Source organism: Shinella sp. GW821-FHT10F02 (assembly GCF_058809275.1).
Map to the genome: position 1 here is coordinate 175941 of NZ_JBXASL010000002.1, position 26462 is coordinate 202402.

The following is a 26462-nucleotide window of genomic DNA, read 5'->3' on the forward strand; positions in this document are numbered from 1 at the left end:
TTTACGCAATACCGGACGCAAAACCGCTTCGCACTTTTGCTGGAATTGCTCGTGTCAGGCGGTCCGCGCCACGGAAGGGCTGAATACCATCAGGCTCAGAATTTCGAAGAGCACCTGCGCGCCCGCCTGGGCGGTGTTCGTGGTCGCGTCATATTGCGGGGCGACCTCTACAACGTCGCCGCCGACAAGGTTGACGCCCTTGAGGCCGCGGATCAGTTCCAGCACCTCGCGCGTCGTCAGCCCGCCGATTTCCGGCGTGCCGGTGCCCGGCGCAAAGCTCGGGTCGAGGCTGTCGACGTCGAAGGAAAGATAGGTCGGGCCGTCGCCGACGATGGCTTTCGCCTTCTCGATGATCGCCGGAATACCGAGGCCGTTCACTTCTTCGGCATGGATGACCGTCATGCCGGACTCGTAGGAGAACTCCCAGAGATATTCCGACGAGCCGCGAATGCCGATCTGGATGGTGCGGGTCGGGTCGAGCACGCCGTCGAGCACCGCGTTGCGGAACGGGCCGCCATGGTGGAACTTCGTGCCGTCGAAGGAGCCGCCCGTGTCGCAATGGGCGTCGATATGGATCATCCCGACCGGCTGGTTCTTGCCGACCGCCTTCATGATCGGGTGCGTGATCGAATGGTCGCCGCCGACGGCAAGCGGGATCACGCCGGCATCGACGATCTGGTTGAAGCGCTTCTCGATGTCGTCATGGCTGAGTTCCAGCCGGTAGCGGCTCTGGAACGGCACGTCGCCGATATCGGCCACGCGCAGGTCCTGCACCGGCGCGCAGTCGAGCACATGATTGTAGGGGCCGATGCGCTCGATGGTGCGCATGGCGCGCGGTCCGAAGCGCGAGCCCGGACGGTTGGTGACGCCGAGGTCCATCGGCACGCCGGTGATGGCGACCTGGAGATTGCCGAAGTCCGGCTTGTTGGCGTCCACCGGCATGTAGGGGGCGGAGAGGAAGGTCGGCACGCCGGCAAAGGGCGCGAGGCGCGTGCCGTTCTTGGTGAAGATCTTGTCGGCGACCTTGCGGAAGGCGGGATCGAACAGTTCGCCGCCGTGGCTTGCGCCATATTTCGCCTTGAGTTCGTCGAGCTTTTTGCCGTCCATCGTCGCTACCTCACAGTCAGAAATGCGGGCAGACCGGGGGCCGGTGCAAGAAGCGTCTAAACTATGTTCCCCCGGGGCTTTGCCCTCGTTTTTCACATTATCGTAATAAAACGTCTGGAAAATCAATTGATATTGTTATAGCGTTTGATGTGAGAAAAACTCACGGATCAGGTTCCCAATGGCCTCGCGCCTGCCACCGCTCAACCCGCTTCGCGCCTTCGAGGCGACTGCCCGCCGGGGTGCCGTTTCGGCCGCCGCGCGGGAGTTGAACGTGACCCATGGCGCCGTCAGCCACCAGATCCGCGCGCTGGAGGAGTCGCTCGGCACCGTGCTGTTCGAGCGTGGCGGCAAGCGGCTGAAGCTGACGCCGCAGGGCGCGCTGCTTCTGCCGGCCGTCACCAATGCGTTTGGCGAGATCGCGGCGGCGACCGCGCTGATGAAACAGCCGGAGACCAGCGGCGACATCACCATCACCTGCGTGCCGGCGCTTTTGTCGCTCTGGCTGATCCCGCGCCTCAACGCCTTCACCGACCAGTTTCCGGGCGTGCGCGTCACGCTCATCGCGTCGAACGATCCGGACCACCTACGCTCGCTCGACACGGATGTCTGCCTGCTCTACGGCGACGGCAACTGGCCGGACTGCTGGACGCGGCTGTGGTCGAAGCTTCAACTCTTCCCCATTGCCAGCCCGACGCTGTTGAACAACCGGCCGCTGCGCTCGCTCCGCGACCTCTCGGACCACACGCTGTTTCATGGCGACGACGGGCGCGAATGGAACACCTGGCTTTCCGCTGCCGATGCCGTGGACGTGGTGCGCGGCCGCCAGCATTTCATGAGCGACGCGCGCCTTTCCACGGAAGCCGCCCTGCACGGCCAGGGCATCGCGCTCGGCGACACCATCACCGCCAGCAACCTGATCGCCCGCGGTGAGCTGGTCGTGCCCTTCGACCTCACGGTGCCGGCCTACGACGCCTTCTACGTCGCCTGCCGGCAGGCGGTGCGCCAGACGCCGATCGTCAAGGTGTTCATCGACTGGTTCTTCGCCTCGCTGGAGGAGAGCATGCCCGAGCCGCAGACCTCCGCCCGCATGATCCTGCGCGGGCGCAGCGGCCGCGCGGCGGAAAATCTTCGCCCGATTGCGACCCCGACCCCGGCCAAGCGCCGGACCACTCCCACCCAGCGCAAGACCCGCGCCTGATCTTCGCGACCCCGATTTTACGGACATCACCATGCCTCGCTTCAACCCGCTCGTCGAATCCCTCGCCCCGCCGCCGATCCCCGCCGTCTTCGCCTGGGGCGATGCCTATGACGGCCGCAGCGGCCCGATGATCGACCTGTCGCAAGCCGTGCCCGGCTATCCGCCGCATCCCGACATGCTGCGCCTGCTCGGCGAAAACGCCGCCTCGCGCGCCTATACCGGCTATGGGCCGATCGAGGGCGAGGACAGCCTGCGCAAGGCCTATGCCGGCCATGTGTCCGAGACCTACGGCGTCAGCCTTTCTGCAGGCAACATCCATGTGACGGCCGGCTGCAACCAGGCCTTCATCTGCGCCGCCATGGCGGTCGCGGGTGCCGGCGATGCCGTGCTGATGACAGATCCCTACTATTTCAACCAGGAAACCACGCTTGCCATGCTGGGCATCAAGACCCGGTTCGCCGCCTGCGATCCCGCAAACGGTTTCCTGCCCGATATCGATGCCCTCGCCGCAGCCATCACCCCGGATGTGCGCGCCGTCGCCCTCGTCTCGCCGAACAACCCGACCGGCGCGGTCTATCCGCCAGCGCTGCTTGCGGCCATCTACGATCTCTGCGCCGCGCGCGGCGTCTGGCTCATCCTCGACGAGACCTATCGCGACTTCCTGCCGGCGGGTGCCGGCCGGCCGCACGACCTGTTCAGCCGCGCAGGCTGGGAGAACACGCTGATCAGCCTCTACAGCTTCTCCAAATCCTTCTGCATTCCCGGCCATCGCCTGGGCGCGATCACCGCCGGCATCGATGTCGTCACGCAGGTGGCGAAGATCATGGACAACCTGCAAATCTGCCCGCCCCGCTCCGCCCAGGCCGCCGTCGCCACCGCGCTGCCGCTTCTGGCCGATTGGCGCGAAGAGAACCGCCGCGAGATCGCCCGGCGGGTCGAGGGGCTTCTTTCGACGATGGCGGGCGTGCCCTCCTGGCGCGTCGGCGCGGTCGGCGCCTATTTCGCCTTCATCGGCCACCCGTTCGGCGCCGCACCCTCCGCCCGCGTGGCGGAAAAGCTTGCCAAGGAAGCCGGCATCCTCTGCCTGCCCGGCAGCTATTTCGGCGCCCGGCAGGAAGGCTACCTGCGCTTCGCCTTCGCCAATGCCGACGTCGAGACGATCGCGTTGCTGAAGGACCGCCTCAACCGATTCGCACTCGACTGAGGTTGCCTAACCTATCCCTGGGTTGAGCAAAGATGCCCCGACGCAGGCTCGGGACATCGACCAATGGGCGAAATTCAGCAAAATGATTTCTCGCCTCCTGATTGCGCGTAGAAAATTCCTGCAATCATCAATCCCGCATCTTGCGCGTGGAAAACTTGCTCCTATGCTCTATGGCAGGCCGTAAGCCGGAAACGCCGCCGGGTGGGAGAAAGATGGCCAAGCCATGGAAAAGATAAGCCAAACTTACGAGTCCAGCATTGCAGACGTGCTTGAAGCCTCCGCCGTCGCGCAAAGCGTCGTCCATCAGTTAAGGCGCGCGCACGGGCAGTTCGTCCACCGCTTCCTCCACCATTTCTCCCGGGTCGATTTGCGCCCCGCCGAATTCTGCGTGCTGGCACTGATCGCCGAACGGCCGGGACGCAAACAATCGGAGATTGCGACAGCGCTCGGCATCCAACGGGCGAATTTCGTGTCGCTGATGAACGACCTCGAAAGCCGCTGCCTCACGGAGCGGCGCAGCGCCCCGAACGACCGGCGCTCCTACGCGCTCTACCTCACCCCCGCCGGCCAACACCTGCTGGCGGACGCCCGGCGCGCCGAGGCAGACTTCGAGGCCGACTGCCTCGAACGGCTCGGCAGCCTGCGCGCCCGCGAGCAGTTCCTGACGTTGCTCTCCCGGTTGATCGGGTGATGTGCCACGGTTAGGTCGATCAGCCGCGCATATAGGTGTGGGTGGGCGTCGCCTTCGATTCAGGTTTGCAGACCTCTAGCGCGCATCATGCACGACACGGCCTGCGAGCAGGGTCAGCAGGCAGCGTGTGCCCGAGAGGATAGTCTCGGCCTCGGCAGTCAGAAGATCGTTGTCGAAGACAGCGATATCAGCCCATTGGCCAGGCACCAGCCGCCCCTTCGCCGCCTCGGCCTTCTGCGACCAGGCGCCGTATTCCGTGTAGGCCTGAAGGGCCTCCTCCGGGCTCAGCCGTTCTGATGCATCCATCACCGTGCCCTTGCCGGTCTGGCGCGTGATCATGGCGTGCAGGTTCGGGAAGGGATTCGGCGAGCAGACCGGCGAATCCGAGCCTGTGGAGGGTTTCAGGCCCATGCGCATCCACGTTCCGATCGGGTAGGACGGCTTGCCCCGCGCCTCCCCGAGCACGGAAATATAGCTGTCGCCGAAATCGTGGATGAAGGCCATCTGTGGCGCCGGCAGGATGCCGGCAGCTTGCATGCGCGCGTTCTGTGCCGACGTGGAAAAGCCGCAATGCTCGACGCGGTGGCGGCGGTCGGGATCGGGATTGGCGGCGAGCGCCTTTTCATAGGCCGTGATGAGCTGCTCGATCGCCCCGTCGCCGATGGCGTGGCAGACCATCTGGTAGCCGCGGTCATGGCAATCCCTGACCACCGCCTCGACCGTTTCGTCCGGCAGCATCTGCACGCCGATATTGTCGGGCTCGCCTTCGTAGGGTTTCGTCATCCAGGCGGTGCGTCCGCCCGCCGAACCATCAAGGAAGATCTTGACCCCGCCGACGCGCAGCATGTCGTCGCCGGCCCCGGAAAGCAGCCCGGCCCGCCAGGCATCCTCGACGATGGAGACGCCGGGATCGCCGAGCAGCGTCAGCCAGACGCGCACCGGCAGACGCCCGGAAAGTTTCGCCATCTCGTAGGCCTGGATTTCCGCAAAACCGGCAACATGGCCGACCGCCGCATCCATGCAGCTGGTGATGCCGAAGGAGAGCAGATGGCGCCCTGCCCGCTCGATGGCGTCGATGAGGTCCTCGGTCGTCGCCGGCGGCATGGCGGCCTTGATGAGGTTCTGGGCGTTTTCCGCAAGAAAACCGTTCAGCTGGCCATCGGTGACGCCGATTACGCCACCGTCGGGCACGGGTGTCGCCTCGTCGACGCCGGCAAGCGCCAGCGCACGGGAATTGGCGATCGAGATGTGGCCGCAGGCTCGCGTCAAATAGACCGGATGATCGGGGGCGGCACGGTCGAGATCCTCGCGCGTCGGGTGGCGGCCGGTGTCGAGCTTGACCTGGTCGTAGCCCCGGGCACAGATCCAGCCGCCCTTCGGCGTCGCCGCCGCGCGCTCGGCGATCGCTGCCATCAGCGTGGCGAGCGTCGGGGCTGCCGCGGGCGTGGCGTCGACGAAGCCCATGGCGATGCCGGTCGCAATCAGATGCAGGTGGTTGTCGATGAGGCCGGGGCTGGCAAAACGGCCTTCGAGATCGATGACCTCCGTGGCGGGTCCCCGGAGCGCCAGAATGTCGGCATCGCTGCCGGTGGCCAGCACCTTGCCCTGCCACACGGCAACGGCCGCGCTGATGCCCTCCTCCCGGCCGCGCCAGATCCGGCCATTGTGCAGGATGAGATCGGCTTCAATTCGGACTGCCATGCAATGCTCCCTCCAAAGCGCCGAACGGGCGGCACCGTTTCCTCCAGACGCAAGGTGAGGTTTTGCGGCCGGCTTGGCCAATTCGCTTTTGGCAGAACCCCACGCGAAATCGGCATACTCATTTCAATTAAAAGACTTATGATCGACTGCCCAAACCGATAGCATCGGGTAGCGGGACGTCGAGATCAAGTGGCCGAAGGATTTCGTGATACTCACCGACACGTCGAGCTTTTCGCGCGGCAAAGTCGCGCAACGTCACGCAGCCGGCCTTCAGCCGCCGGGGCAAGCAACTCGAAGCCTGACTGGGCGCAACGCTGTTCACACCTCCAAGAAGACTGACGCGCAGGATCTCGGCAAAGGCGACGGCGCGGGGGCCGTGCAATGTGGCGCCGGGATACCATCCAGCCCGATAGGCATCTGTCGGGTTGTTGAACTCGATCACCACCTCGTAGCGATCCGCGCGTGCGAGAAGCGCCATTGTGAAATCGCCCGAAAGTGCGGCGGCCACACGCCCGCGCATGAGCCGCCGCGACCAGGCGGGCGAGATCGACGTCGAGGCGGCGCCGTTGCCCTCCAGCGTCTCCACCGTGGGAAGGCCCGGCACCGTCGCCCGTGCCTCCGCACGGATTTCGGCGTCGCCGGACAGGATAACGGAGGGCACGCCATAACCCGCTGCACGGCGCGCATTGATGGTGAATTCCGAGGTCGCCTTTCAGCAGCAGGCGCGAGATGCGCAGGGTGGAGGTATGGGCGAGCGGATTGGCCTCGCTGTCGGCCTTGGAATGATCGCTGGTATAGATCGCCGCGGCGAAACCTGCGCCGATGCCAAACATCATAGAATCCGGATGGCCGGACCAGCCGCGTACGATGCGCGCATAGTCGGGCAGACGGTCGAGGATCAGGTTGCGGCCGCTAGAATGGGCGTCCTTGATCACCACTTCCGTGGCCCTTGCAGCGCCCGCCTTCGCAGGCGGCGATCACCTCCGCAGTCATCAGGGCGCGGAACTCCGCCCAGTCCGGATGGTTGCGATCGGCCTCGTCCCAATGGGTGATGCCGGCGGTGCCTTCAATGTCGTCGGAAATGAAAACTTTCATAGGATCGGATTCTCCTTCAGCCAGTCGGCAAGGGCGGGGGTAGATGCGACCATTTCGGGCCCGCGTTGCAGGGGCCATGCAGAGTGCGTTGAGCACCGCCTCCCGCGTGGTCTCGGCGGCGGCGCGGAAGGCGATGTCGAGGTAGCTGCCAGAGAGCCGCTCCCGCGAGGCGGAGGGCTAGGCCGGGTCGTGCTCCAACGGATCGGCGGTGGTGAAGCACAGCACGGCATCGCCGCTGCCGTGCCCCCTGAAGGCGCCGAGCCGCTCCGGGCGACCCGCTGCAATTGCCGGTCGCCGAGCGGCAGGTCCGTCGTCATGACGACGATGACAGAGCAATGCTCAGGATTTTCCCGTGCACGGGGATCGGGCCAGCGACCGGTGGCCGAACGCGACACCCGGCATGTCGGTGATGGCATTGCCCGGCCTTGGCTCCAGCCGGCCTGCGGGCATCAGCCCCAACTCGCGCGCTGTCTGCATGTCCGTCTCTCCATTCACCCTGTTCCTGGAGCATTTCTTGGTTTGACGGAATCGTATCCGGTACACCGATTGTGGAATCCCACCCCGATTCCGAAAAATTATGACCCGCTTTAGACTGATGTCGGAGATTGCCCTTCCGGGAAGGGCGATTTAGAGCAACAGGCCGGGAGGCCCCGTCAACATTTGCCGAGGCTTCCCGTCAATTCGGAAACATGTGATTTGAAAGGGCTGACCAGATGTCGGACGAACAGGACAAGCCGGGTTGGCAGACTGGTGGCTACAGGTTCACAGATCAGGTCGGCCACCTCATGCGCAAGGCCTACCAAAAGCATCTTGCAATCTTCCAGGAAAATGCAAGCGATCCTCATCTGACATCAGTCCAGTTCGTCACACTGTGCGCCCTCCGCGACAACGGTCCGAGTTCCCAGACTGAACTCGTCAAAGCTACCGCGGTAGATCAGGCAACCATAAGAGGTATCATCGATCGCTTGAATGCGCGTGGCCTTATCGATATTTCCAAGCACAAGCAGGACGGCAGAAAGGTGATCATGTCATTGCTACCATCAGGGCAAGCACTTTTAGAAGAGATGTATCCCAAGGCGCATCTGATCACCGAACTCACCCTGAAAAACCTTAACCCGGCCGAACGCTTCGCATTGCTCTATCTTTTGCGCAAAGTCTCTGATGATGATGATGTTTGACAGAGATAACTCAATTTGGGGACCCGCGCCCGGAAAACCGGTCAAACGCTCGGAACCCAAGGTTTTCGTCCATTCGTCGAAGGGAAGCTTGCTGGTGATTAGGGTGGCGGCACTTTCGTAGCGTTGCGAGATCAGCTCGGACAGCAATTCCGCGCCGGCTTTCGACAGTGGTACGAAGCCAGCTCATCGATGATGAGGAGCTTGTAGCCGGCTATCTGCTTCTGGAACCGGATTATGCGCCGCTCGCCACGGGCCTCCATCATCTCGCTGACCAGCGCGGCGGCCGTTGTAAAGCCTACGGATAGACCCTCCTGGCAGGCAGCCAGGCCAAGTCCGAGCGCGGCGTGCGTCTTGCCCGTACCGCCTGGGCCGAGAGCGATAACGTTCTCCCGGCACTCGATCCATTCGCAGCGTGTCAGTTCCAACACCTGCATCTTGTTCAGCTTGAGGATGGTGGGTAATGATCTCGCCACGGCAGCGGATTGCCACCTCGTCGACATGGCCCCTGACCCAGACGTCTTGGTGGCCGTAGGCGACAGGAACGGAATAATCGTTGGCCTTGTAGCGTACCAGGGACCGTGCCGTCACCTTGGCGCTGGCCTGATCGCAGGCATCGAAAGGCGCAGGCGGTAACATGCGCATAGCCGCCAGATCACGCTGCAGCCGCTTGCCGATCGTCTCGCTTTCGCTGCGCAATCTGTCACACTGGCGTTTGCGGCATGGCTCTTCAAGCCAGACGTTGAAGGCATCCCATGTCGCGAACCGCGGGATCGGCACCATGAAGTTACGCCGGGCATAGCCGGTCAGACCCTCGACATTCCCCTTGTCAGTACCCTTTCCCGGACGGTCGTATGGCGCTGCTTGCGCGGCACCTTCAGATTCTCGTCGAGCCAATGCTCGACCGTCGAAACAAACGCATCCAGCTTCGGACGCCGGATCAGTGATCGCCGCTGATAGCCAGGTGGTGTCGAATAGGACACCATCTTCGCAACGCCGCCGCGTGATATGTTGAAATGCCTTGCTGCCTGTCGCCGCGTCATCCCTTCGGAAACAGCAAGGCGAACCTTCAGATAAAGTTTCACGATGTGGGTCCCTTGTCCCTTCTGCCTTCATTGCAGAAAGGAAATAGGTGGCTGGATTTTACGCCGCCCGCGGCCGGATTATTCCGCCGCTACCGTGGACGACTTTCGCTCCGTCGATCTCACTTGAAATTGAATGGATGAGAACCGACCGCATGTTAGAGCGACATATTTACAGATTTTACAGTTCTATTTGATATGTCATGTGTTTGAACTGGGTTGAAATTCGACTTCTGGTTCACCGTACAAACCGCGAAACGAATATTCCCCCAGGGCATCCTAATGCTGCAGCAGATCACCGAGAGCGTGTCGACACCGAATGATCATGCTGCTCTGGACCAGGCTATGGCACGGGTCGCATTCTCGCCGGATGGAACCATCCTGAGAACGAACACGCTGTTTCTTGCCATGTTCGATTACCGGGCATGGGATCTTGCGGGACGCAACCGAAGCATCTTTGTGCCAGACACGCCGGACGCCGCCACGGAAGAACGCATACGCCTTGCCTTTGAAGACGGCACGCCGTTTCAGGCCGAGGTCATTCGCGTGAAGCGCGATGGCAGCGAGTTCGTCGCGGATGCCATATACCACCCCGTGAAGAACGCCGCGGGTGCTGTCGAAGAAGTCATCGTGCTCATGCGGGATATTACCTCGCAGAAGCAGCGCGCCGCCGACGAGGGCGGCCAGATCGCAGCGATCAACACATCGCAGGCCGTCATCCATTTCTCGCTCGACGGCACCATTCTCGATGCCAATACGATGTTCCTTCGCGCAACCGGTTATGACCTGAGCGAAATCGTCGGCCGCCATCACAGTATATTCTTGGAACCAGAGGATGCCGGTTCCGCCGAATACAAAGCCTTCTGGCAGAGGCTCGGTGAGGGTCGCCACGATTCCGGCGAGTTCCGACGGCTCGGGAAAGGCCGTTCGCCCGTCTGGCTGCGCGCCACATACAACCCCATTCTCGATGTCAACGGCCATCCGTTCAAGGTCGTCAAATATGCGATCGACGTCACGTCCGAAAAGCTTCGGCAGGCGGATTACGAAGGTCAGATCGACGCCATCCACAAGTCGCAGTGTGTCGTGACCTTCGATCTCGATGGCACGATCCTGGACGCGAACGAGAACTTCCTGCAAGCTGTCGGCTATTCGCATGAAGAGATCGAAGGCCGCCATCACCGCATGCTCGTCGATCCCTCCTACGCCCATGGACTGGAATACGATATCTTCTGGAGCGACCTCGCGAGTGGGCGTCATCGCTCCGGCGAGTTCAAGCGTGTCGGCAAGGACGGGCGCGAGATTTGGCTGCAGGCCACGTACAATCCAGTCTTCGATCAGGAGGGAAAGCCTTTCAAGGTCGTCAAATACGCGACCGCCATCACCCGCGAGAAACTCCGCCAGGCCGATCATCAGGGCCAGATCGCAGCCATTCACAAGTCGCAGAGTGTCGTGTCCTTCACGCTGGATGGCACGATCCTCGACGCGAACGACAATTTCCTCACACTGACGGGTTACCGCTTGTCGGACGTGCGCGGCCGCCATCACCGCATGTTCCTCGCCGAGGGCGAACGCGACGGCGTCGTCTATGCCGAATTCTGGCGCCGGCTTGCCATGGGCGAGCATCAGAGCGGCGAATTCAAGCGCATCTGCCGCGATGGCCGTGAGGTGTGGTTGCAGGCGAGCTACAACCCGATCTTCGACATGAACGGCCGCCCCTTCAAGGTTGTTAAGAATGCCGTGGACGTGACGGCAGAAAAACTCCGCCAGGGCGACCATGAGGGCCAGATCGCAGCGATCAGCCGGTCGCAGTGCGTCGTGAGCTTCGACATGGACGGGCTGATACTGGACGCCAACGACAACTTCCTCGGTGCCATGGGCTTCAGCCTCGATGAACTCGTCGGGCGCCATCACCGGCTTCTGGTCGAGCCGAGCCACGCCGAAAGCGACCAGTACCTGCAGTTCTGGGACAGCCTGAAAAAAGGCACGTTCCTCTCCTCGAAGTTCCGTCGGTGCGGTAAGGATGGTCGGGAGGTCTGGATCCAGGCGTCCTACAATCCGATCTTCGATCTCAACGGCAAACCCTTCAAGGTGGTCAAGATCGCGACGGACATCACGGCCGACGTGGCGCTTGCCGCAGACCTGACGAAGGCCCGCAAGGAGGTTCTGCACGATGTCCTGACCGGGCTGCCGAACCGGATGGGTCTCGCGAGCTTCATGACGCGCGCGATGCGGTCGCTCGATGCGAAGCTGTCCCTGCTTTACCTCGATCTCGATCACTTCAAGCCCATCAACGACACGTTCGGCCATCACATCGGCGATCATGTGCTGCGGGAAATCGCCGCACGTCTCCAGTTGGCGCTGGAAAGCGATCAGATCGTGGCCCGCGTCGGTGGCGACGAGTTCGTCGTCGCCGCCCCGGACCTGTCCCGCGAGGCAGCAGCCTTGCTGGCGGAAAAGCTCATCACAGTGGTGAAGGATCCCATCCGCCACGACAAGAACAGCCTTACTGTCGGTCTTTCGATCGGCATCGCACAGGCGCCGCACGATTCCGAAAACGAGGAAGAGCTTCTGCGTTTCGCTGACGTTGCCCTCTACCGGTCGAAGGGGGGACAGCGAGGGACCTACAGCTTCTTCTCCGACGCCCGGGAGCAGACCGAAGAGGCTGACCGCCATCTTGCCCATGAAATGCAGTTTGGCATCAAGGCGGACCAGTTCGCCCTGTTCTTCCGCCCGCGCTTCAAGGCTGAAGACGGCGCGCTGGAAGCTGTCGAGGCCGAAGTCGAGTGGAACCACCCCGAGCGCGGTCGCATCAAGGCCGATCGTTTCGTGCCGCTTGCCGAGCAGAGTGGCCTGATCGTGCCACTGGGCGACTGGATTCTGCGCGCAAGCTGCAAGGCGGCCCTCGACTGGCCGATGATTACGGTCTCCGTCACCGTTTCGCCGGTCCAGTTCCTGAGCGGCGATCTGCCGGGATCGGTGCGCCTTGCCCTGCGGGAATCCGGACTACCGGCAGAGCGGCTCGAGCTCAGCATCGAGCGCGGCGTCAGCCATACGATGATCGAGCATATCCGGCACGAACTCCAGGAGCTGAAGAAGCTCGGCGTCATGATTGCCGCGAACGGACAGCTAGTCGGCGAGAATGCCACGAGTGGGCGTGAGGCCTGGCCTGTCGATTTCATCCTGATCGACGCGCAGACCCGCCGCGCGCTGGAGCGTCAGGGCCATGAGCGCGCTGAGGAAATCGCCAAGCTCGAAGCGGCTCTGAGCACACAGCGACCAGACGGTTCATCCATCGGGCGCGACAAGAAACTGATCCTCCGGCTTGATCGCGACGCAAGGCTTCAGGCCTTCCTGTCCATCGAGGCGCGTTCAGCGAGCAAGGTACCTATCCTGCTTAACAGTGTTGCGGGATAGGTTTGCATTATCGCTTGCGATGGTCTTCGCAGAAAGAATGCCCCGAATCATCCCGCAAAACACAAAAAATCTCGCTGCCGACACGGCTCTCCCCGACGATGTCTTGCCACAGCCGCTTTTGGCGGCGGACGCCCCGGCCGGGCCTCTGCAGAATCTCACCGATCGCGCCCGCGGCTATATGTCGAGGTCGCCAGCTCCACCAATACGCGGAAGGGCTGTGCGGAGTCGGTTCCGGCTGGGGACAAAATGATACTCTCTCATGGAGGTCGTTTGCGGGAGAGAGCTTAGCGTTCTGCCCTCTTCCGCAAATGACCCCACAATGTGCATCCGCGATTGCCGTCCCAATTCATGGACGGCAATCGGATTGGTAGACGTCGGGAGCGGAAGTATCGGCGCTCCCGATGCCCGGCGGGGATCAGCCCTTGATCGCGCTTTCGATGGCCTCTGCGGCGGGCTTGCCGTCGTAGGTCGTGACGCCTTCGAGCCATGGTTTCACGGCGTCGGGATTAGCCCTAAGCCATTCCGTCGCAGCGACTTTCGGGTCCTTGCTCTCGTTGAGGATGCCGTTCATGATCTGGTTTTCCATGTCCAGCGTGAAGCGCAGGTTTGATACGAACTTCGCGGCATTGGAGCATTCGGCGCTATAGCCGGCGCGCAGGTTGGTGTAAACGTCGGCGCCGCCGTAGTTCGGGCCGAAATAGGCGTCGCCGCCGGAGAGATATTCGATCTTGTAACGAGTGTTCATAGGGTGCGGCGCCCAGCCGAGAAAGACGATCCATTCATTCTCTTTGGTCACCTTGTCGACCTGGCTCAGCATGCCCTGCTCGGAGGATTCGACCAGTTCCCAGTCCTTCAGGCCGAAATCGCCCTTGTCGATCAGGTCCGTGATGATGCGGTTGCCGTTATTACCCGGCTCGATGCCATAGATCTTGCGGCCGAACTTGTCGGCGAATTTCTGCAGGTCGGCGAAGTCCTTGACGCCGGCGTCGGCGACATATTGCGGGACAGCGAAGGTATATTTCGCACCTGTGAGGTTCGGTCCGATCACCTCGATCGCCTTCGCCTCGAGGAACGGCTTGCGATCGGCCTCCATGCTCGGCTGCCAGTCGCCCAGATAGACGTCGATGTCCTTGTTTTGCATGCTCGTATAGGTGACGGGGATGGAGAGCAGCTGGCTCTCGGCCGTATAACCCAGCGCTTCGAGCAGGGTTGTTGCGACGGCGGTGGTGGAGGTGATGTCCGTCCAGCCGACGTCGGCGAAGCGCACCGTGCGACAGCTCTCGGGCTCGGCCGCGGACGCCGCGCCCGCCGTCAGGGTCAGTCCAAGAAATAGTCCCAGTGTCTGTTTCAGCATTGTCGTGTTCCCTTTTGTTGATTTGGGTTGGTATGCACTGCGAAACGAAAAAGGCGGCTCACCAAAGTGCGCCGCCCGTGATCTGGATGTTCTCCATCGTGATGCCCTTCGCCGCCTCCGTGCAGAGGAAGGCCGTGAGCGCGGCCACCTCCCCGGATTGTATGATGCGGTTCTGCGGGTTCTGCGCGGCGATGTCGGCATAGGCCTCGTCCACCGTTCGCCCCTTGCCCTCGCGCGCAACGAGCTCCTGCACGTTGGTGCGCATCAGCTCGGTCTCCACCCAGGTGGGGCTGACCATCACGCAGGTGACGCCGTGGGGCGCGCCTTCGAGCGCGACGCAGCGGGTCAGGCCGAGCAGGCCGGATTTCGAGGCGCAATAGGCAGGGTTGTCCTTCCAGCCGACGCTCGCCGCCGTCGAGCCGATATTGATGATCCGGCCCCATCGGCGCTCGATCATGCCCGGCAGGTAGGCCCGCGTCATGCGGAAGGCCCCGGTGAGGTTGGTGTCGATGATCTTCAGCCAGAGTTCATCGGAATGGCCGCAGACGGGTTGCTCCGCCGTCATGCCCGCGCAGTTGACGAGGATGTCGGCCGGGCCGCAAACGGCTTCCGCCGCACGCGCGAACGCTTCGACCCCCGCGCTGTCGCCGACGTCGAGGCGGCCGATATGGACGGGGACGCCGAAGGCGGACAGCCGCTTCCTTATCTCCGCGATATGCTCCGGCTCGGCCCCTGCCGGAACCCCGCGCGAGCCGATGGCGATGCTCGCCCCTTCGGCGGCGAACGCCTCGGCGATGGCGAGGCCCTGGCCGGTCAGTCCGCCGGTGACGACTGCGCTGCGGCCCTTGAGAGTGTTCGTCATGGGCGGATCATCTGCTTGAGGTCGCTGGATGGATCGGCGATCGCCGCCGGGTCCGGGTTTATGCCGAGTTCGAGCATCTTTCGGCCGATCAGGTAGGCGGTGGCGTCGTTGATCGCATCGACCGACACGAAGGCGGCGCCCTTGAAGTACCAGACCGAACAGGCGCCCTCGCGGCTGCCCGGCCGCAGCAAGGTCCGGTCATAGCCGAGATTGAAGCCGGCGATCTGCAGCTTGACGTCGTACTGGTCGGACCAGAACCATGGCGTCGGACGGTAGGGCGCGCCCGCGCCGGCCACGGCCACCGCTGCGGCCTCCGCCTGGTCCAGCGCGTTCTGGACGGATTCGAAGCGGATACGCCCGTCCTTCCACGGAAACGAGGCGCAATCGCCGGCGGCGAAGATGGACGGATCGGACGTGCGGCCGAATTCGTCGACGGCGATGCCGTTCCTCACCTCCAGCCCGGCCATGTCGGCGAGGCTGTCGTTCGGGACGACGCCGATGCCGACGATGACGCAGTCCACCGCGATCTCGCTGCCGTCAGAAAGGCGCGCGGCGCTGACATGGCCGTCCGTGCCGACGAGGCGGTCGAGGCCGGTCTTCTCGCAGATAGTGACGCCATGCGCCGCGTGCACGGAGCGGATGATATCGGCGGTCTCGGCTGCGGACGTGCGCTGAAGGATGCGGTCGGCCATTTCGATGACGGTCACTTCAAGCCCGCGCTGACGCGCGACCGCCGCCGCCTCGAGCCCGATATAGCCGCCGCCAATGATGAGCACGCGGCGGCCGGGTTGCATCGCTTCGGCCAGAAGATCGGCGTCACGTTTGTCGCGCATGACATAAACGCCGCCGAGGTCTCCGCTGATGGCCGCTGGAAGCTGGCGGGGTGTCGACCCCGTCGCCAGAAGCAGAGCGGCATAATCGAGAACCGTTCCGTCCTGCAGTAGAACCTGCTTTTCCTCGCGCCGGATCTGCTCCACCCACGTCGAAAGGCGGATTTCGACGTTGTTGTCGACATACCACGCCTCAGGGCGGAACAGCAGCCGGTCGAAGCTCATGTCGCCTATGAGGTACTTCTTCGACAGCGGCGGCCGCTGATAGGGCAGGACGTCTTCCGCCCCGATGATGGTGATCGGGCGGTCATCCTTCAGCGCGCGCAGCTTCGCTGCCGCGGCAAAGCCCGCCTGTCCCGCGCCGACGATCACCAGTCTTTCCGTCTTGTCCATCTGGGCGGCCTCGTTGCTCGAATCCATCAGCGGGGGGACGCCTCAGAACCCGATCCCTTCGGGCTCCTTTCCTGAGGCGCCGGCCCATGTTCGCCGTCGCAGCTACCGCACGCGGGCCTGTCCTGGTCGGAACTGCTGTTCTGTCGCCAGACGGCCACGATGCGGGCGATTAGAATCGAATGTAATATGATCACATCGTTCCACTTTGCTTCTGTTTCGGGCTGATCCTAACTGCGGTATTCAGGCTCCTGGACGTCGAGGATCGCCCTGACTTCGGAGAGGTGGTCGATCGCCAGCTGCCCGTATTCCGCCCATTGCTGCTGGGTGACGGCGGCGACGTTGTCCGAAACGACTCGCAGGGGTCTGCCGGATGCGTAGGCGATCACCAGCGTCTCGCAGGCGCGCTCGAAGTAGTACATCTCGTCCAGCGCGGCGGCGACCGTATCGGCCGCGACCAGCACGCCGTGATTGCCCATCAGCAGCACGTTGTTGTCGCCGAGCAGCCCCGCGAGGCGATCGCCCTCGTCGTCGGAAAGGCCCATGCCGCCGAAACCGTCGTCGATGGCGAGCCGGCCGAAGAAGCGCATGGTGTTCTGGTCGATGGGGGGCATGCGGCTATCCTGCAGCGACGCCAGCGCCGTGGCGTAGCGCGGGTGCAGGTGCATGACGCAGCGCGCCTGCGGACAGCGCGTGTGAATGCGGCTGTGGATGTACCACGCGGTCGGATCGGGCGCGTCCGGCCGGTCCATGGTCGATGCGTCCTCGGTGTCGAGCAGGATGAGATCCGACGCTTTAATGCGCGAGAAATGCTTGCCACGAGGATTCATCAGGAAGTAGCGCCCGCTCGGCTCCACGGCGAGGCTGAAATGGTTGGCGACGGATTCGTGCATGCCGAGCCGCGCGAACCAGCGGAACGAGGCAGCGAGGTCCTGCCGCATCGTGTCCAGCGTCTCCTTGTCCGGCAGCACATCCGGGGTTACGGTCGATAGGGTGTTGATGGCGTTCACGCGTTGGTCCTCCGTGCTTGCTGATGGGATGTGGCGTTAGTTGCACGCAACGGCGCACGGCCACGGATGATGTCGGCCGCCTTTTCGGCGATCATGATGGTCGAGGCATTGGTGTTGGCACTGACGATGGCCGGCATGATCGAGGCATCGACGACGCGCAGGCCGTCCAGCCCGCGCACGCGACAGTCCGGATCGACAACGGCGCTCGGATCGTCCGTCGCACCCATCCGGCAGGTGCCGACTGGGTGATAACAGGTCTCCAGCGTCTGGCGTATCCAACGGTCGATGTCGTCGTCCGTCGTGATGCCAGGCCCTGGAAACAGCTCCTCGCCAGCGTAAGGCGCAAGCGCCGGCTGGGACAGAACCTTGCGCAGCAGATGGACGCCTGCGCGCAAATCAGCAAGGTCCTGCGGATCGTCCAGATAGTTGAAGAGGATCTCCGGCGCCTGGCGGGGATCGCTGCTGACTGCGCGCACATGCCCGCGGCTGCGCGGCCGCATCAGGTCGATATGGACCTGAAAGGCGTGTGAGGCCAGCACGTCCACCCCGCCGGGCACGACGGCCAGCGGCATGAAGGTGTACTGGATATCCGGGTGCTCCAGCTCCGGGCGGCTGGTGATGAAGCCGCCCGCCTCGAAATGGTTGGTCGCCGCCGGGCCTGTGCCCTTCAGTATCCATTCCACGCCGGCAAGCCAGCTGCGCGGCGCGCGGGTCACCGGAAAGAGCGAGACCGGCTGCTTGCAGGCGTGCTGGATGACGAGGTCGGGGTGGTCGTTCAGGTTCTCGCCCACGCCCGGCAGTGCATGGCGCACCGCTATGCCGGCCGCCGCAAGATGCTCCGGTGCGCCGATACCCGAAAGTTGCAGGATATGCGGCGAGCCGATCGCGCCGCCGCAGAGGATCACCTCTCGCGCCGCCCTGGCGATCTGTTCGCGCCCGTCTTTCTCATAGCGCAGTCCCGTCGCACGCTTGCCGTCCAGCTCGACGCCGAGCACATGCGCGCCGGTGATCACGGTCAGATTCGGCCGCTCGCGTGCTGGTTTCAGATAGGCGTGCGCCGCGCTCCAGCGCCGGCCGCGCCAGGTGCTACGCTCGACCGCACCAAAGCCTTCCTGTTGGCCACCGTTGAAATCCGATGTCTTCGGATAACCTGCTGCCAGTCCGGCTTCGACGAAGGCCTTCGCCAGAGGCGAGGCGTCGACTTTGCCGCGCGTGATGCGGATTGGCCCTTCCTTTCCGCGCAGCGCATCGGTATCGGCGGGGGCGGTTTCCGACCGACAGAAGTACGGCAGAACATCGTCATAGCTCCAGCCCCGCGCGCCGAGCTGCGCCCAGCCGTCGAAGTCGCGCGGGTGGCCGCGCAGCCAGACCATGCCGTTGATGGAGGAGGAACCACCCAGGACCTTGCCGCGAGGATGGCCGAGCCGCCGGTTTTCCAGATGCGGCTCGGGAGCGGAGGTGAACGCCCAGCTGTAGCGATCCCCCCAGACGACACGCGACATGCCCGCGGGCATCTTCAGCCACAGGGACCGGTCCTCGGGACCGGCCTCCAGCAGCAGGACCCGGCAGGTCGGATCTTCCGACAGCCGAGCGGCGAGCACGCAGCCCGCCGACCCGGCGCCGGCGATCACATAATCCCAGGACATGCCGGCGTTCTCGGTCATTCCCGGATCGCCTTGTAGCAAAGCGTGTGGAAATGATGGACGAGGTTCTCGCTCTGGTTCGGCCGGGCGGGATCGATCAAGTACCTGCCCGAGCCGAAGCCCAGCGAATGCAAGCCCTTCTGGTTAGTGATGTTGAGTTCGATGTCCTCGGGGCCGAGCTGGGTGTTCATCCACTCGATCGCCGCCTTCGTTACCGGCGGCATCTCACGGTCCTTTGGCGTGTAGTAACCGAAGCGCAGCAGCGACTTTTCCGGCCCGAGCGGGATCATGATGAAGGCCCCGACCATGTCGGTGTAAGGGAAGGAGTAGAAGGTCGTGTTGGGGAAGATGCCGACGTTGAAGAACCAGTCGGTCTGCCAGGTCGAGCCTTCCAGCGGCACGCCGTAGGCTTCTTTGGCGCCCTTGTTCGGCGGGCCGATATAGGTCCACCAGTCGCCATAGGGTGTCAGCGCATAGCCCTCGAAGTCGATCAGCGCAGCGAGGTCCTTGTGGACGGGGCCAGAAAGGTCGAAATGGTAGCCCTCAATGGAGTTTTCCTGAATGACCTTCCAGTTGGCGTCGACGATGACGTCCGTCTCGGAGGCGAGCACGAGATTGTCGAGGTCGGGCAGGAACCGGCGCATCTCCTCTTCCGCGCCCTTGGCGATCTCCGCGACCGGAGGTGCGTTCTCGTCAAGCGTGATGAAGACGAAGCTGGCGTAGATCTCCATCCGGACGGGTTTCAGGCCCCAATCCTTCTTGTCGAAGTCTGGGAGGTTTTCGGTGCGCGGCGCGCCGCGAAGGCTGCCATTCTGATTGTAACACCAGGAATGATAGCCACAGCGGATCACGCCGGCCTTGTTGCCGCGACGCTCCTCGATCAGCTTGTTGCCACGATGGCGACAGGCATTGTGGAAGGCAGTGATCTCGCCTTCGCGGCCGACCATAACGATGACGCTCTGTTCGAAAATATCCTGCACGACGAAGTCGCCGGGCTTGGCAAACTCGTTGACGTGCCCGACGACGTGCCAACAGTTCATGAAGATCTTGGCCTTCTCCTCGTCGAACACACCCTTGTCGAAGAAGAACGGGGCCGGCATCGACGTGCACGTCCGCGGATCGCTGTAGTCCCAGGTCAATTGCGCTATGGTCATCTCACCCTCCTGCTAACGGTGCGGCCCTTGGAAAGGCCCGGCTAGGGGAGAATGCTAGACCGGATATATGCAGGCGCTTGACGATATCCGCCATAATTTGCGCTTAGTCACTATTGACGACCATCAAAAATCAGCAATATTTTTAGATATTTAAAAGAAACTTCAGGGCAACCGGACAAATGACCTTGAAGATTAGACCCAGAATGACGTCTCATGTCCGATATTATCAAAGGCTTCAAATGGCGCTCGAACCTTCCAGCCCTTACCGCTTCGGCCTCGTGCTCGTACCGGGATTCTCCCATCTGGCGATGGCGATGGTGATAGAGCCGCTTTTCATCGCCAACTGGGTCGCGGGGCGCAAGCTCTTCTCCTGGAGCACATTGTCGACCGACGGTTTCGCGGTGACGGCGAGCAGCGGGGTCCAGACCCCCGTGGATCATCCGCTCGGCACCACGGAGCGTTTCGATGCGGTGCTGGTGCTGGCGAGCTTCGACGCGAGGCAGGCCGCGACGGACAACCGTCTGCTCAAATGGCTGCGCTGGGCCGAGCGGGCGGGCGCCGAAGTCGGGGGCGTCGAGACGGGAAGCGAGATTCTGGCCGCAGCCGGCATGATGGAGGACCACGCCACGCCCGTCCACTGGTACAATATCGAGGGCATGCGGGAGCGCTACCCAGACGTGAACGTCATCAACACGCTCTACAGCCTCAATGCAAGGCGGCCGGTTTCGGCGGGCGCGAGCGCGACGCTCGACATGATGGTGGCGCTCATCGCTCGCACGGCGGGACAGGAACTGGCAACCGAGGTTGCCCAGCACCTGCTGCTGCAGAAGCGCCACGGCAGCGACCGCCAGCAGGCGCTCGATATCGGCGATCAGGGCACGGCGGCGCGCGATCCCGTCGCCCGCGCGCGCCAGATCATGCTCTCTACGATTGACGAGCCCAAGACGTGTGCGCGGATCGCCGAGATGGTCGGCGTTTCAGAACGCCATCTGCAGCGCCTGTTCCAGCAGCAGCTCGGCGCCGGCATGGCGCAGGTCCAACACATGCTGCGGATGGAGCGAGCCCATCAGCTGGTTCAACAGACCGACCTGTCCGTCACGCAGATTGCCGTTGCCTGTGGCTTCTCCTCTCTGGAAGTCTTCTCACGCACCTACAAGAAGACCTTCGGCGTCCCGCCCAGCCGTGATCGGCGGCAGTCCCTGGACAGCAGCGTCTTTCGCTTTGGGCACCCACATCTTGTCCAACAAAACTCTATTTAATTTCTCACGGCTTCATCAATCTCGGGCCTATCGGCTTGATTCAGCGCACCGACGGCGTCGTGAACCTGGATCAGCAATATGCGTTAGCTAAGAGCGACCTATCTCCACGGTATAAAGTCTCACAATTTGCCCGGCACGCCGTTGTGCCGCCTGACGCGTCGGCCACCCTAGCTCATAACGTACTCTGACAAAGCGCGCGGAGATCGAGCGCGCAAGACAACGGGCCGTTTCCGTTCAGGTCTCGTCACGCGCGCCGCTGCGTTCATTCTGCTAAACGATTCCAAGTTCCCCTTCGACATCGAAAGATAGCGGCCATTTCGGGTGTCGTCTTGTGAGGCGATGTTAGTGCCGAGGGTCGACGTTCCGTTGATTCCTGCACAGGTACCGCGGAGGCTCCATTTATCATAGGAGCGGTCTTATCAGACATGCTGCCTCCGCGACACGTCCGCGAAATAAGCGAGCGAAACTGCTCCATCACCTCAGGGTTCGCTGGACTGTAAACCATCATGTTGAGGTCAGATCTGCCTTCGACCGCAAAATTCGAGAATTCAAGTTCTATCGGCCCCAGAACAGGATGGTGGAGGCGCTTGACGCCGTCTCGGAACCCCGCGATTTCATTGTCCTCCCAGAGTGCCTTGAATTCCGGGCTGCTGGCTGAAAGCTCATCCACCAATTGCTGAATTTCCGCGCCGGCACCTGCGCGCGTGGCATCGGCTCGGAAAGCGGCGACCACATAGCGCGCGACACTTTGCCAATCGTCCTGCGCCGCGCGAACCCGTTCGTCAGAGAACATCATGCGAAGGATGTTGCGCTTATCCTTGGGGAGCTTGGCATAGTCCGTGAGGATCACGGTTGCTGCCGCATTCCACGCCACCACATCCCATGTGGCTGTCCTGATAATGGCAGGGCTGAGGGGCATTGCATCGACGACACGTTGGAGCCGCGGGGTAATGCCTTCGGGCTGGCGGTATCGCGCCTCCGGCGGATGGCCGAAAGCGAGAATGTGAAGATGGTCGCGTTCAGGCTCGGTCAGCATGAGCCCGCTGGCAATCCGATCAAGCACATGGGCTGATGGTGCTCCGCCGCGCCCCTGCTCCAGCCAAGTGTACCAGGTCGGGCTTATATTCGAGCGCTGGGCGACCTCTTCGCGACGCAAGCCCGGCGTGCGGCGGCGTCCTACCTGGAAGCCGAATGTCGCGGGATCAAGCCGCATGCGCCGGTCGCGCAAGAACGTGCCCAGGATATTTTCGGAATCGCTCACGCTGATGATCCTGTTGGTGATTATACCATGATAAAGTCACTACTTTAACAGGACAATTTTTCATGGGATCAGGCGCTACGTCAATATCGGAGACTTTCCCATGCGTGTTTTCCTAACGGGTGCCACAGGCTTCATCGGATCCCGGATTCTTCCCGAATTGCTAGCCGCCGGCCATGAAGTCATTGGCCTCACCCGCTCCAAGGCAGGCGCGGACGCTTTGGCAGCGGCAGGCGCAAGCGCTCATCTCGGAACGCTGGAGGACCCAACCGGCCTCGCGGATGGAGCACGGAACGCCGACGCCATCATCCATACTGCCTTTGATCATAATTTCACGAATTTCGTGGCAAATTGCGAAAAGGATCGCGGTGTCATTGCCGCACTCGGGTCTGTACTGAAGGGGTCGGATCGGCCGCTGCTCATCACATCGGGCGTTGGCATCGGGGACCCAGGCGATGGTCGGCCTGCCAGGGAAGACGTTTTCGATGCACATCATTTCAATCCGCGCATCGCGTCGGAACTGGCGGGGCAGGCCTTGCTCGAAGCAGGCGTCAATCTGTCCGTCGTGCGGCTGCCGCAGGTGCACGATACCTTCAAGCAGGGCTTGATCTCCCCCTATATCGGGATGGCGCGGGAGAAGGGCGTGGTCGCTTATGTCGGGCAAGGCGCCAACCGTTGGGCGGCCGGCCACGTACGCGATGTGGCGAAGCTCTATGTGCTTGCCCTCGATCGCGCCGAGGCGGGTGCCCGTTACCATGCTGTCGCCGAAGAAGGCGTGGCGGCGCGGGACATAGCCGAGGTGGTCGCTGCAGGCCTCGATCTTCCGGTTGTCTCTCTTTCGCCGGACGAGGCGGCGCCGCATTTTGGTTGGTTCGCGATGTTCGCCGGGGCGGATATCGTGGCATCCAGCGCCCAGACGCGGGAGAAATTGGATTGGGTGCCGGCAGGCCCGAGCCTGATCGAGGACCTGCGGCAGATGGATTATTCCGTGAAGACGGCCTGACGTCTGACGCGTTCGACATCAATACGAGTAAGGTCATGCGGATGACGCAGGTCGACGAGCGGACGGTTGCTCGAAATCCTGGTCATCCGCAGCGGAGATCAGCCGGCGGCGCCGGGCACCGGCGTGTTGAGCAGCTGTTGTTCCCACAAGTAGGCGATGCCGCTGCCGCCAAAGTGCTGGATGAGAATCTCGGTCAGCGCCTCGACATGCTCTGTGCGCGCCCAATCGCGTTGCCATTCGCCGGCGAGCGCCATCACGGTCATCACATTCGCGCCGGCCGTGATCATCCGCTGGATGGCAACTTCGTGAGACTCCTTCGAAATCCCGCCCGACGCATCGGTGATCACGGTCACGTCCCAGCCTTCGCCGGCGGCCTGGATCACAGGCATTGCGACGCAAACCTCGGTCCACAGGCCGGCGATGATCAATTGCTTGCGGCCGGTCGCCTTGACGACGTTCACCACATTCTCGTCCTGCCAAGTGTTCACCCATGTGCGATCGATGACGTCCTGACCCGGAAATACGTCGGTGATCTGCTTAAAGAGAAGTCCACCCCGCGCCGCGATCACGCTGGTGAGAATGGTCGGAACATTGAAGGCTTTTGCCAGCTTCGCCAGCGCGGTCGTGCTGTTGACCACAGCTTGCGGGTCGTGGCTGTTGAGGTTTGCGAGTTGGTAGGGTTGATGGTCGATCAGAACGAGGACCGAGTCTTCGGGACGAAGAAGCGAATCGAGGCCGTTACGAAGGGTCATCAATATTTCCTTTCTCTGCCGCTATGGGCGGCATTGGGTTCACGGGAGACATGCGCCAGTGGGTGACGTCGCCGGAACACAATTTGCCGTTCCTTTTCGTGATGCGGTAGTGCCATAATCAGGCAAGCTGTGTAGCGAAAAGAGGAACGCGGAATGGACATCGAAGACCTGCAGACATTCGTTGCCGTGGCCGATGCAGGGGGTGTTTCGGCCGCCGCGCGCCGGCTCGGCGTTTCCAAGTCGATCGTCAGTCGGCGGCTCTTTCGGGTTGAGGCGGAGCTTGGTGTCCAGCTTCTTGCACGCACGACCCGCGGCGCGGCGCTCACCGAAGCGGGAATGACGTTCAGGGACCATGCGGCCCGGGCCAGCGCCGAGATCGATACGGCGAGAGAAGCGATCCTGCCGACCGGTGAGCTGCGCGGCCGCCTAAGGGTGGCGATGCCGCTCTCTTTCGGCCCGACCCACTTCGCCCCCGTGCTTGCGGAAATGGCGCAGCGCCACCCGCAGCTCCACATCCATGCCGCCTACAGCGATCGCTTTGTCGATCTGGTCGCCGAAGGTTTCGATTGCGCGATCCGGGTTGGTTACCTTCAGGACTCCAACTTGATCGCGAAGCGCGTCGGGCCGATCTATGGAAAGCTTGTCGCAAGCCCGGATTATATCAAAGCGCACGGTTCACCGGAGACGGTGGAACAGCTCGCCGACCATCAGGCCCTCATGCAGGGAACGGAAGCCTGGCAGTTCATGGATGGCGAAAAGATCGTCACGGTTCAGCCGCAGGGCAGGTTCAAGGCCGACAATGCGACTGCGCTTGCTTCCGCCGCGGCAGCAGGACTGGGCATCGCCTGGCTCCCCGACTGCATCACACACCAATATGTGGTCTCCGGCGCGCTCGTTCCGGTGATGACAGGCTACCCCCCACCTTCAGCAGGTGCCTATGTCGTCCGACCGCCGGGTAAGCACCCTGCGCGCAAAGTCCGGGTGCTCATTGAAATGCTGATCGAGTATTTCGCCCAAAACCGGGACGTTTGGGGTTGGGACGGTTAAACAGAAACAGAGCGAAGTCTTATTGCAGAATGCGTTTTACGCTCTTGCCTGTGCAGATGTTGAAATCGAAGGCTCACATCATGCGTCTCGGCGGGAGAAGGTCGGGCTGTAGTCACGCGATTCAAGATGATGTTAGGCGACAGAAGTCGATAAATCCCGCCCCATCAAGCCAAATCGCCCACACCATCCGTATACAATGCTGCACACCTTGCTGTTCCTCAGGCTGATCTCAGAAGCCGTATACCGCGATGATGATTGCGAAGGCGATGACGATCAAAATGCCTAAAAAGGTCATCGCGCTCACGATGAGGGCGGCCGCGATCGGATAGACGTTGCGCCATGCAAGCGTTGCTGCAACGATTGCCAAGAGGGGCGATACGACGAAGTAGACGGGTGTAACTCTGTCGTCGCCGTAAAAGTCGAGCCCTTGCTCAACGAAGGACGGCAACGTCGAAAGCCAGCCCAGGACTATGCTGCCGGCCACTGCAAGGGTAGTGCCGCGAAGATCGCGTCGGGCGGCCAGCACGAAAGCTGCGACGGCGACGATAGACTGAAGCCCGCCCATGGTCGCCGTTGTCCACCCACCGAGCCCAGAGGCCGGGTTCGCCACTCCCATGAAGACGTAGGCTACGGACGACAGACCCACATACACCTGTAGCGCAGCCGTGAGAACGAGCAGCGGCCATGCCGCCTTGGCCGCCAAGGATTTGTTCTGGTGCTCTTCGCTCGCCATTTTCCGTTCTCTGAAAATCAGCCTGCCCCGGCTTTGCAGCAGTCCGGTCCCAGGCGTTCTATGAAAAAAGGCTTTAGGTGCTGAAATGTCTGCCGGAGGGAGGTCTTTTGCAATCCCGGACGCGGTGTACCGAACTCACAATTTGGCCAATCGGAAAAATGTGGTAAGCGCAGTCAAACAATAGCAGGAGTGTACTGGTGAGCGAACCGACCGTGGCAGATGCAACAAACCGCATCTATGAATCGCTTCAGGCGGACAACGCCGACATCGACACGCATATAGCGACCCTCAAGGCAGCGTTGACGCGGGCGGGTTTGAAAGAGGCAACATTCGACCCGGCTAGGCTCGCACACAACAACCGATCCGGCAGGAAGCTAATGCAGGCCTATTTCCGGCAACGCGGCGTAACGGTGAAATATTCGGCATCTTGAGCCTTGTGGCGTCAGGCATCGCCGCCGATCTGATAACGTTCCATTGCCCTAAAACCAGACCGCGGCAGT

At 62.4% G+C, this 26462-nt stretch carries 20 protein-coding genes and 5 pseudogenes; 10 read left to right on the forward strand and 15 right to left on the reverse strand.

Going from position 1 to position 26462, the window contains the following annotated elements; all coding sequences use genetic code 11:
- Positions 1-54 precede the first annotated feature (54 nt).
- Positions 55-1107, reverse strand: a complete 1053-nt coding sequence (gene speB / locus AC1RWL_RS06790) for an agmatinase (protein ID WP_493093995.1) — start codon at positions 1105-1107, stop codon at positions 55-57.
- A 178-nt stretch (positions 1108-1285) separates the two neighbouring features.
- Here speB and AC1RWL_RS06795 point away from each other — a divergent pair, with 178 nt between their 5' ends.
- The 3 genes from AC1RWL_RS06795 (at position 1286) to AC1RWL_RS06805 (ending at position 4200) form a co-directional block, all read left to right on the forward strand.
- Positions 1286-2305 carry a LysR substrate-binding domain-containing protein gene (locus AC1RWL_RS06795; RefSeq protein WP_493093996.1) on the forward strand — a complete coding sequence of 340 codons (1020 nt, stop codon included), beginning with the start codon at positions 1286-1288 and terminating at the stop codon, positions 2303-2305.
- Between the two features lie 31 nt (positions 2306-2336).
- Positions 2337-3509, forward strand: coding sequence for an aminotransferase (locus AC1RWL_RS06800; RefSeq protein WP_493093997.1), 1173 nt, complete (start codon positions 2337-2339; stop codon positions 3507-3509).
- A 223-nt stretch (positions 3510-3732) separates the two neighbouring features.
- Positions 3733-4200, forward strand: coding sequence for a MarR family winged helix-turn-helix transcriptional regulator (locus AC1RWL_RS06805; RefSeq protein WP_493093998.1), 468 nt, complete (start codon positions 3733-3735; stop codon positions 4198-4200).
- Positions 4201-4275: 75 nt separating this feature from the next.
- Here AC1RWL_RS06805 and AC1RWL_RS06810 read toward each other — a convergent pair whose 3' ends face one another.
- Entirely contained in the window at positions 4276-5901 is a 1626-nt protein-coding gene (locus AC1RWL_RS06810; protein ID WP_493093999.1) for an amidohydrolase, read from the reverse strand.
- Between the two features lie 184 nt (positions 5902-6085).
- On the opposite strand from AC1RWL_RS06810, the pseudogene AC1RWL_RS06815 reads away from it, so the two are divergent.
- Positions 6086-6200: pseudogene (locus AC1RWL_RS06815) on the forward strand (LysR family transcriptional regulator); the annotation flags it as partial.
- Between the two features lie 113 nt (positions 6201-6313).
- Here AC1RWL_RS06815 and AC1RWL_RS06820 read toward each other — a convergent pair.
- Positions 6314-7074 (reverse strand): annotated as a pseudogene (locus AC1RWL_RS06820) (M55 family metallopeptidase); the annotation flags it as partial.
- 261 nt (positions 7075-7335) lie between these two features.
- A complete protein-coding gene (locus AC1RWL_RS06825) occupies positions 7336-7473 on the reverse strand; it encodes a hypothetical protein (protein ID WP_493094000.1) in 138 nt (45 codons plus the stop codon).
- A 236-nt stretch (positions 7474-7709) separates the two neighbouring features.
- On the opposite strand from AC1RWL_RS06825, the gene AC1RWL_RS06830 reads away from it, so the two are divergent.
- A complete protein-coding gene (locus tag AC1RWL_RS06830) occupies positions 7710-8174 on the forward strand; it encodes a MarR family winged helix-turn-helix transcriptional regulator (protein WP_493094001.1) in 465 nt (154 codons plus the stop codon).
- A gap of 36 nt (positions 8175-8210) precedes the next feature.
- On the opposite strand, the pseudogene AC1RWL_RS06835 reads toward AC1RWL_RS06830, so the two are convergent.
- Positions 8211-8626: pseudogene (locus tag AC1RWL_RS06835) on the reverse strand (ATP-binding protein); the annotation flags it as partial.
- Positions 8619-9256: pseudogene (locus tag AC1RWL_RS06840) on the reverse strand (Mu transposase domain-containing protein); the annotation flags it as partial. The pseudogenes AC1RWL_RS06835 and AC1RWL_RS06840, both read right to left, overlap by 8 nt.
- A 342-nt stretch (positions 9257-9598) precedes the next feature.
- Between AC1RWL_RS06840 and AC1RWL_RS06845 the strand changes: the two are divergent.
- The gene (locus tag AC1RWL_RS06845; RefSeq protein ID WP_493094002.1) at positions 9599-12667 is read left to right on the forward strand and encodes a sensor domain-containing protein; all 3069 of its coding nucleotides are present in this window, start codon (positions 9599-9601) and stop codon (positions 12665-12667) included.
- A 415-nt stretch (positions 12668-13082) separates the two neighbouring features.
- Here the strand turns inward: AC1RWL_RS06845 and AC1RWL_RS06850 are convergent, their stop codons facing one another.
- From AC1RWL_RS06850 to AC1RWL_RS06875, 6 genes are all read right to left on the reverse strand, one after another.
- Positions 13083-14021 carry a choline ABC transporter substrate-binding protein gene (locus AC1RWL_RS06850; RefSeq protein WP_493094003.1) on the reverse strand — a complete coding sequence of 313 codons (939 nt, stop codon included), beginning with the start codon at positions 14019-14021 and terminating at the stop codon, positions 13083-13085.
- A 58-nt stretch (positions 14022-14079) separates the two neighbouring features.
- Positions 14080-14883 (reverse strand): SDR family NAD(P)-dependent oxidoreductase, encoded by an 804-nt coding sequence (locus tag AC1RWL_RS06855; protein WP_493094004.1) that lies wholly within the window; start codon positions 14881-14883, stop codon positions 14080-14082.
- Complete coding sequence (locus tag AC1RWL_RS06860) at positions 14880-16133, reverse strand: NAD(P)/FAD-dependent oxidoreductase (RefSeq protein WP_493094005.1); 1254 nt, start codon at positions 16131-16133, stop codon at positions 14880-14882. Before AC1RWL_RS06860 ends, AC1RWL_RS06855 begins: the two co-directional genes overlap by 4 nt.
- Positions 16134-16333: 200 nt before the next feature.
- Entirely contained in the window at positions 16334-17044 is a 711-nt protein-coding gene (locus tag AC1RWL_RS06865) for a class II aldolase and adducin N-terminal domain-containing protein (protein WP_493094464.1), read from the reverse strand.
- Positions 17045-17109: 65 nt separating this feature from the next.
- On the reverse strand, positions 17110-18777 hold the full coding sequence (locus AC1RWL_RS06870; protein ID WP_493094006.1) for a choline dehydrogenase: 1668 nt from the start codon (positions 18775-18777) through the stop codon (positions 17110-17112).
- Positions 18774-19910, reverse strand: coding sequence for an aromatic ring-hydroxylating oxygenase subunit alpha (locus AC1RWL_RS06875; protein ID WP_493094007.1), 1137 nt, complete (start codon positions 19908-19910; stop codon positions 18774-18776). The genes AC1RWL_RS06870 and AC1RWL_RS06875 overlap by 4 nt, the downstream gene beginning before the upstream one ends.
- Before the next feature lie 239 nt (positions 19911-20149).
- Here AC1RWL_RS06875 and AC1RWL_RS06880 point away from each other — a divergent pair, with 239 nt between their 5' ends.
- Positions 20150-21169, forward strand: a complete 1020-nt coding sequence (locus AC1RWL_RS06880) for a GlxA family transcriptional regulator (protein ID WP_493094008.1) — start codon at positions 20150-20152, stop codon at positions 21167-21169.
- Between the two features lie 448 nt (positions 21170-21617).
- Here AC1RWL_RS06880 and AC1RWL_RS06885 read toward each other — a convergent pair.
- Positions 21618-22430, reverse strand: a pseudogene (locus AC1RWL_RS06885) (helix-turn-helix transcriptional regulator); the annotation flags it as partial.
- A gap of 100 nt (positions 22431-22530) precedes the next feature.
- On the opposite strand from AC1RWL_RS06885, the gene AC1RWL_RS06890 reads away from it, so the two are divergent.
- Positions 22531-23430 (forward strand): SDR family oxidoreductase, encoded by a 900-nt coding sequence (locus AC1RWL_RS06890; RefSeq protein WP_493094009.1) that lies wholly within the window; start codon positions 22531-22533, stop codon positions 23428-23430.
- A gap of 98 nt (positions 23431-23528) precedes the next feature.
- Here AC1RWL_RS06890 and AC1RWL_RS06895 read toward each other — a convergent pair whose 3' ends face one another.
- Positions 23529-24182 carry a hydrolase gene (locus AC1RWL_RS06895; protein ID WP_493094010.1) on the reverse strand — a complete coding sequence of 218 codons (654 nt, stop codon included), beginning with the start codon at positions 24180-24182 and terminating at the stop codon, positions 23529-23531.
- A 153-nt stretch (positions 24183-24335) separates the two neighbouring features.
- Here AC1RWL_RS06895 and AC1RWL_RS06900 point away from each other — a divergent pair, with 153 nt between their 5' ends.
- On the forward strand, positions 24336-25229 hold the full coding sequence (locus tag AC1RWL_RS06900) for a LysR family transcriptional regulator (protein ID WP_493094011.1): 894 nt from the start codon (positions 24336-24338) through the stop codon (positions 25227-25229).
- Positions 25230-25458: 229 nt separating this feature from the next.
- Here the strand turns inward: AC1RWL_RS06900 and AC1RWL_RS06905 are convergent, their stop codons facing one another.
- Complete coding sequence (locus tag AC1RWL_RS06905; protein WP_493094012.1) at positions 25459-25962, reverse strand: hypothetical protein; 504 nt, start codon at positions 25960-25962, stop codon at positions 25459-25461.
- A gap of 194 nt (positions 25963-26156) precedes the next feature.
- Here AC1RWL_RS06905 and AC1RWL_RS06910 point away from each other — a divergent pair, with 194 nt between their 5' ends.
- A complete protein-coding gene (locus AC1RWL_RS06910; RefSeq protein WP_493094465.1) occupies positions 26157-26393 on the forward strand; it encodes a hypothetical protein in 237 nt (78 codons plus the stop codon).
- Positions 26394-26462: the final 69 nt, after the last annotated feature.

Bases quoted from the DNA above. Each gene is read 5' to 3' on its own strand.
- AC1RWL_RS06850 (WP_493094003.1), bottom strand. From the start codon at position 14,021: ATGCTGAAACAGACACTGGGACTATTTCTTGGACTGACCCTGACGGCG.
- AC1RWL_RS06860 (WP_493094005.1), bottom strand. From the start codon at position 16,133: ATGGATTCGAGCAACGAGGCCGCCCAGATGGACAAGACGGAAAGACTG.
- AC1RWL_RS06900 (WP_493094011.1), top strand. From the start codon at position 24,336: ATGGACATCGAAGACCTGCAGACATTCGTTGCCGTGGCCGATGCAGGG.
- AC1RWL_RS06865 (WP_493094464.1), bottom strand. From the start codon at position 17,044: ATGCGGCAGGACCTCGCTGCCTCGTTCCGCTGGTTCGCGCGGCTCGGC.
- AC1RWL_RS06845 (WP_493094002.1), top strand. From the start codon at position 9,599: ATGGCACGGGTCGCATTCTCGCCGGATGGAACCATCCTGAGAACGAAC.
- AC1RWL_RS06875 (WP_493094007.1), bottom strand. From the start codon at position 19,910: ATGACCATAGCGCAATTGACCTGGGACTACAGCGATCCGCGGACGTGC.
- AC1RWL_RS06855 (WP_493094004.1), bottom strand. From the start codon at position 14,883: ATGACGAACACTCTCAAGGGCCGCAGCGCAGTCGTCACCGGCGGACTG.
- AC1RWL_RS06825 (WP_493094000.1), bottom strand. From the start codon at position 7,473: ATGCAGACAGCGCGCGAGTTGGGGCTGATGCCCGCAGGCCGGCTGGAG.
- AC1RWL_RS06795 (WP_493093996.1), top strand. From the start codon at position 1,286: ATGGCCTCGCGCCTGCCACCGCTCAACCCGCTTCGCGCCTTCGAGGCG.
- AC1RWL_RS06890 (WP_493094009.1), top strand. From the start codon at position 22,531: ATGCGTGTTTTCCTAACGGGTGCCACAGGCTTCATCGGATCCCGGATT.
- AC1RWL_RS06880 (WP_493094008.1), top strand. From the start codon at position 20,150: ATGGCGCTCGAACCTTCCAGCCCTTACCGCTTCGGCCTCGTGCTCGTA.
- AC1RWL_RS06830 (WP_493094001.1), top strand. From the start codon at position 7,710: ATGTCGGACGAACAGGACAAGCCGGGTTGGCAGACTGGTGGCTACAGG.
- speB (WP_493093995.1), bottom strand. From the start codon at position 1,107: ATGGACGGCAAAAAGCTCGACGAACTCAAGGCGAAATATGGCGCAAGC.
- AC1RWL_RS06905 (WP_493094012.1), bottom strand. From the start codon at position 25,962: ATGGCGAGCGAAGAGCACCAGAACAAATCCTTGGCGGCCAAGGCGGCA.
- AC1RWL_RS06810 (WP_493093999.1), bottom strand. From the start codon at position 5,901: ATGGCAGTCCGAATTGAAGCCGATCTCATCCTGCACAATGGCCGGATC.
- AC1RWL_RS06800 (WP_493093997.1), top strand. From the start codon at position 2,337: ATGCCTCGCTTCAACCCGCTCGTCGAATCCCTCGCCCCGCCGCCGATC.
- AC1RWL_RS06870 (WP_493094006.1), bottom strand. From the start codon at position 18,777: ATGACCGAGAACGCCGGCATGTCCTGGGATTATGTGATCGCCGGCGCC.
- AC1RWL_RS06895 (WP_493094010.1), bottom strand. From the start codon at position 24,182: ATGACCCTTCGTAACGGCCTCGATTCGCTTCTTCGTCCCGAAGACTCG.
- AC1RWL_RS06805 (WP_493093998.1), top strand. From the start codon at position 3,733: ATGGAAAAGATAAGCCAAACTTACGAGTCCAGCATTGCAGACGTGCTT.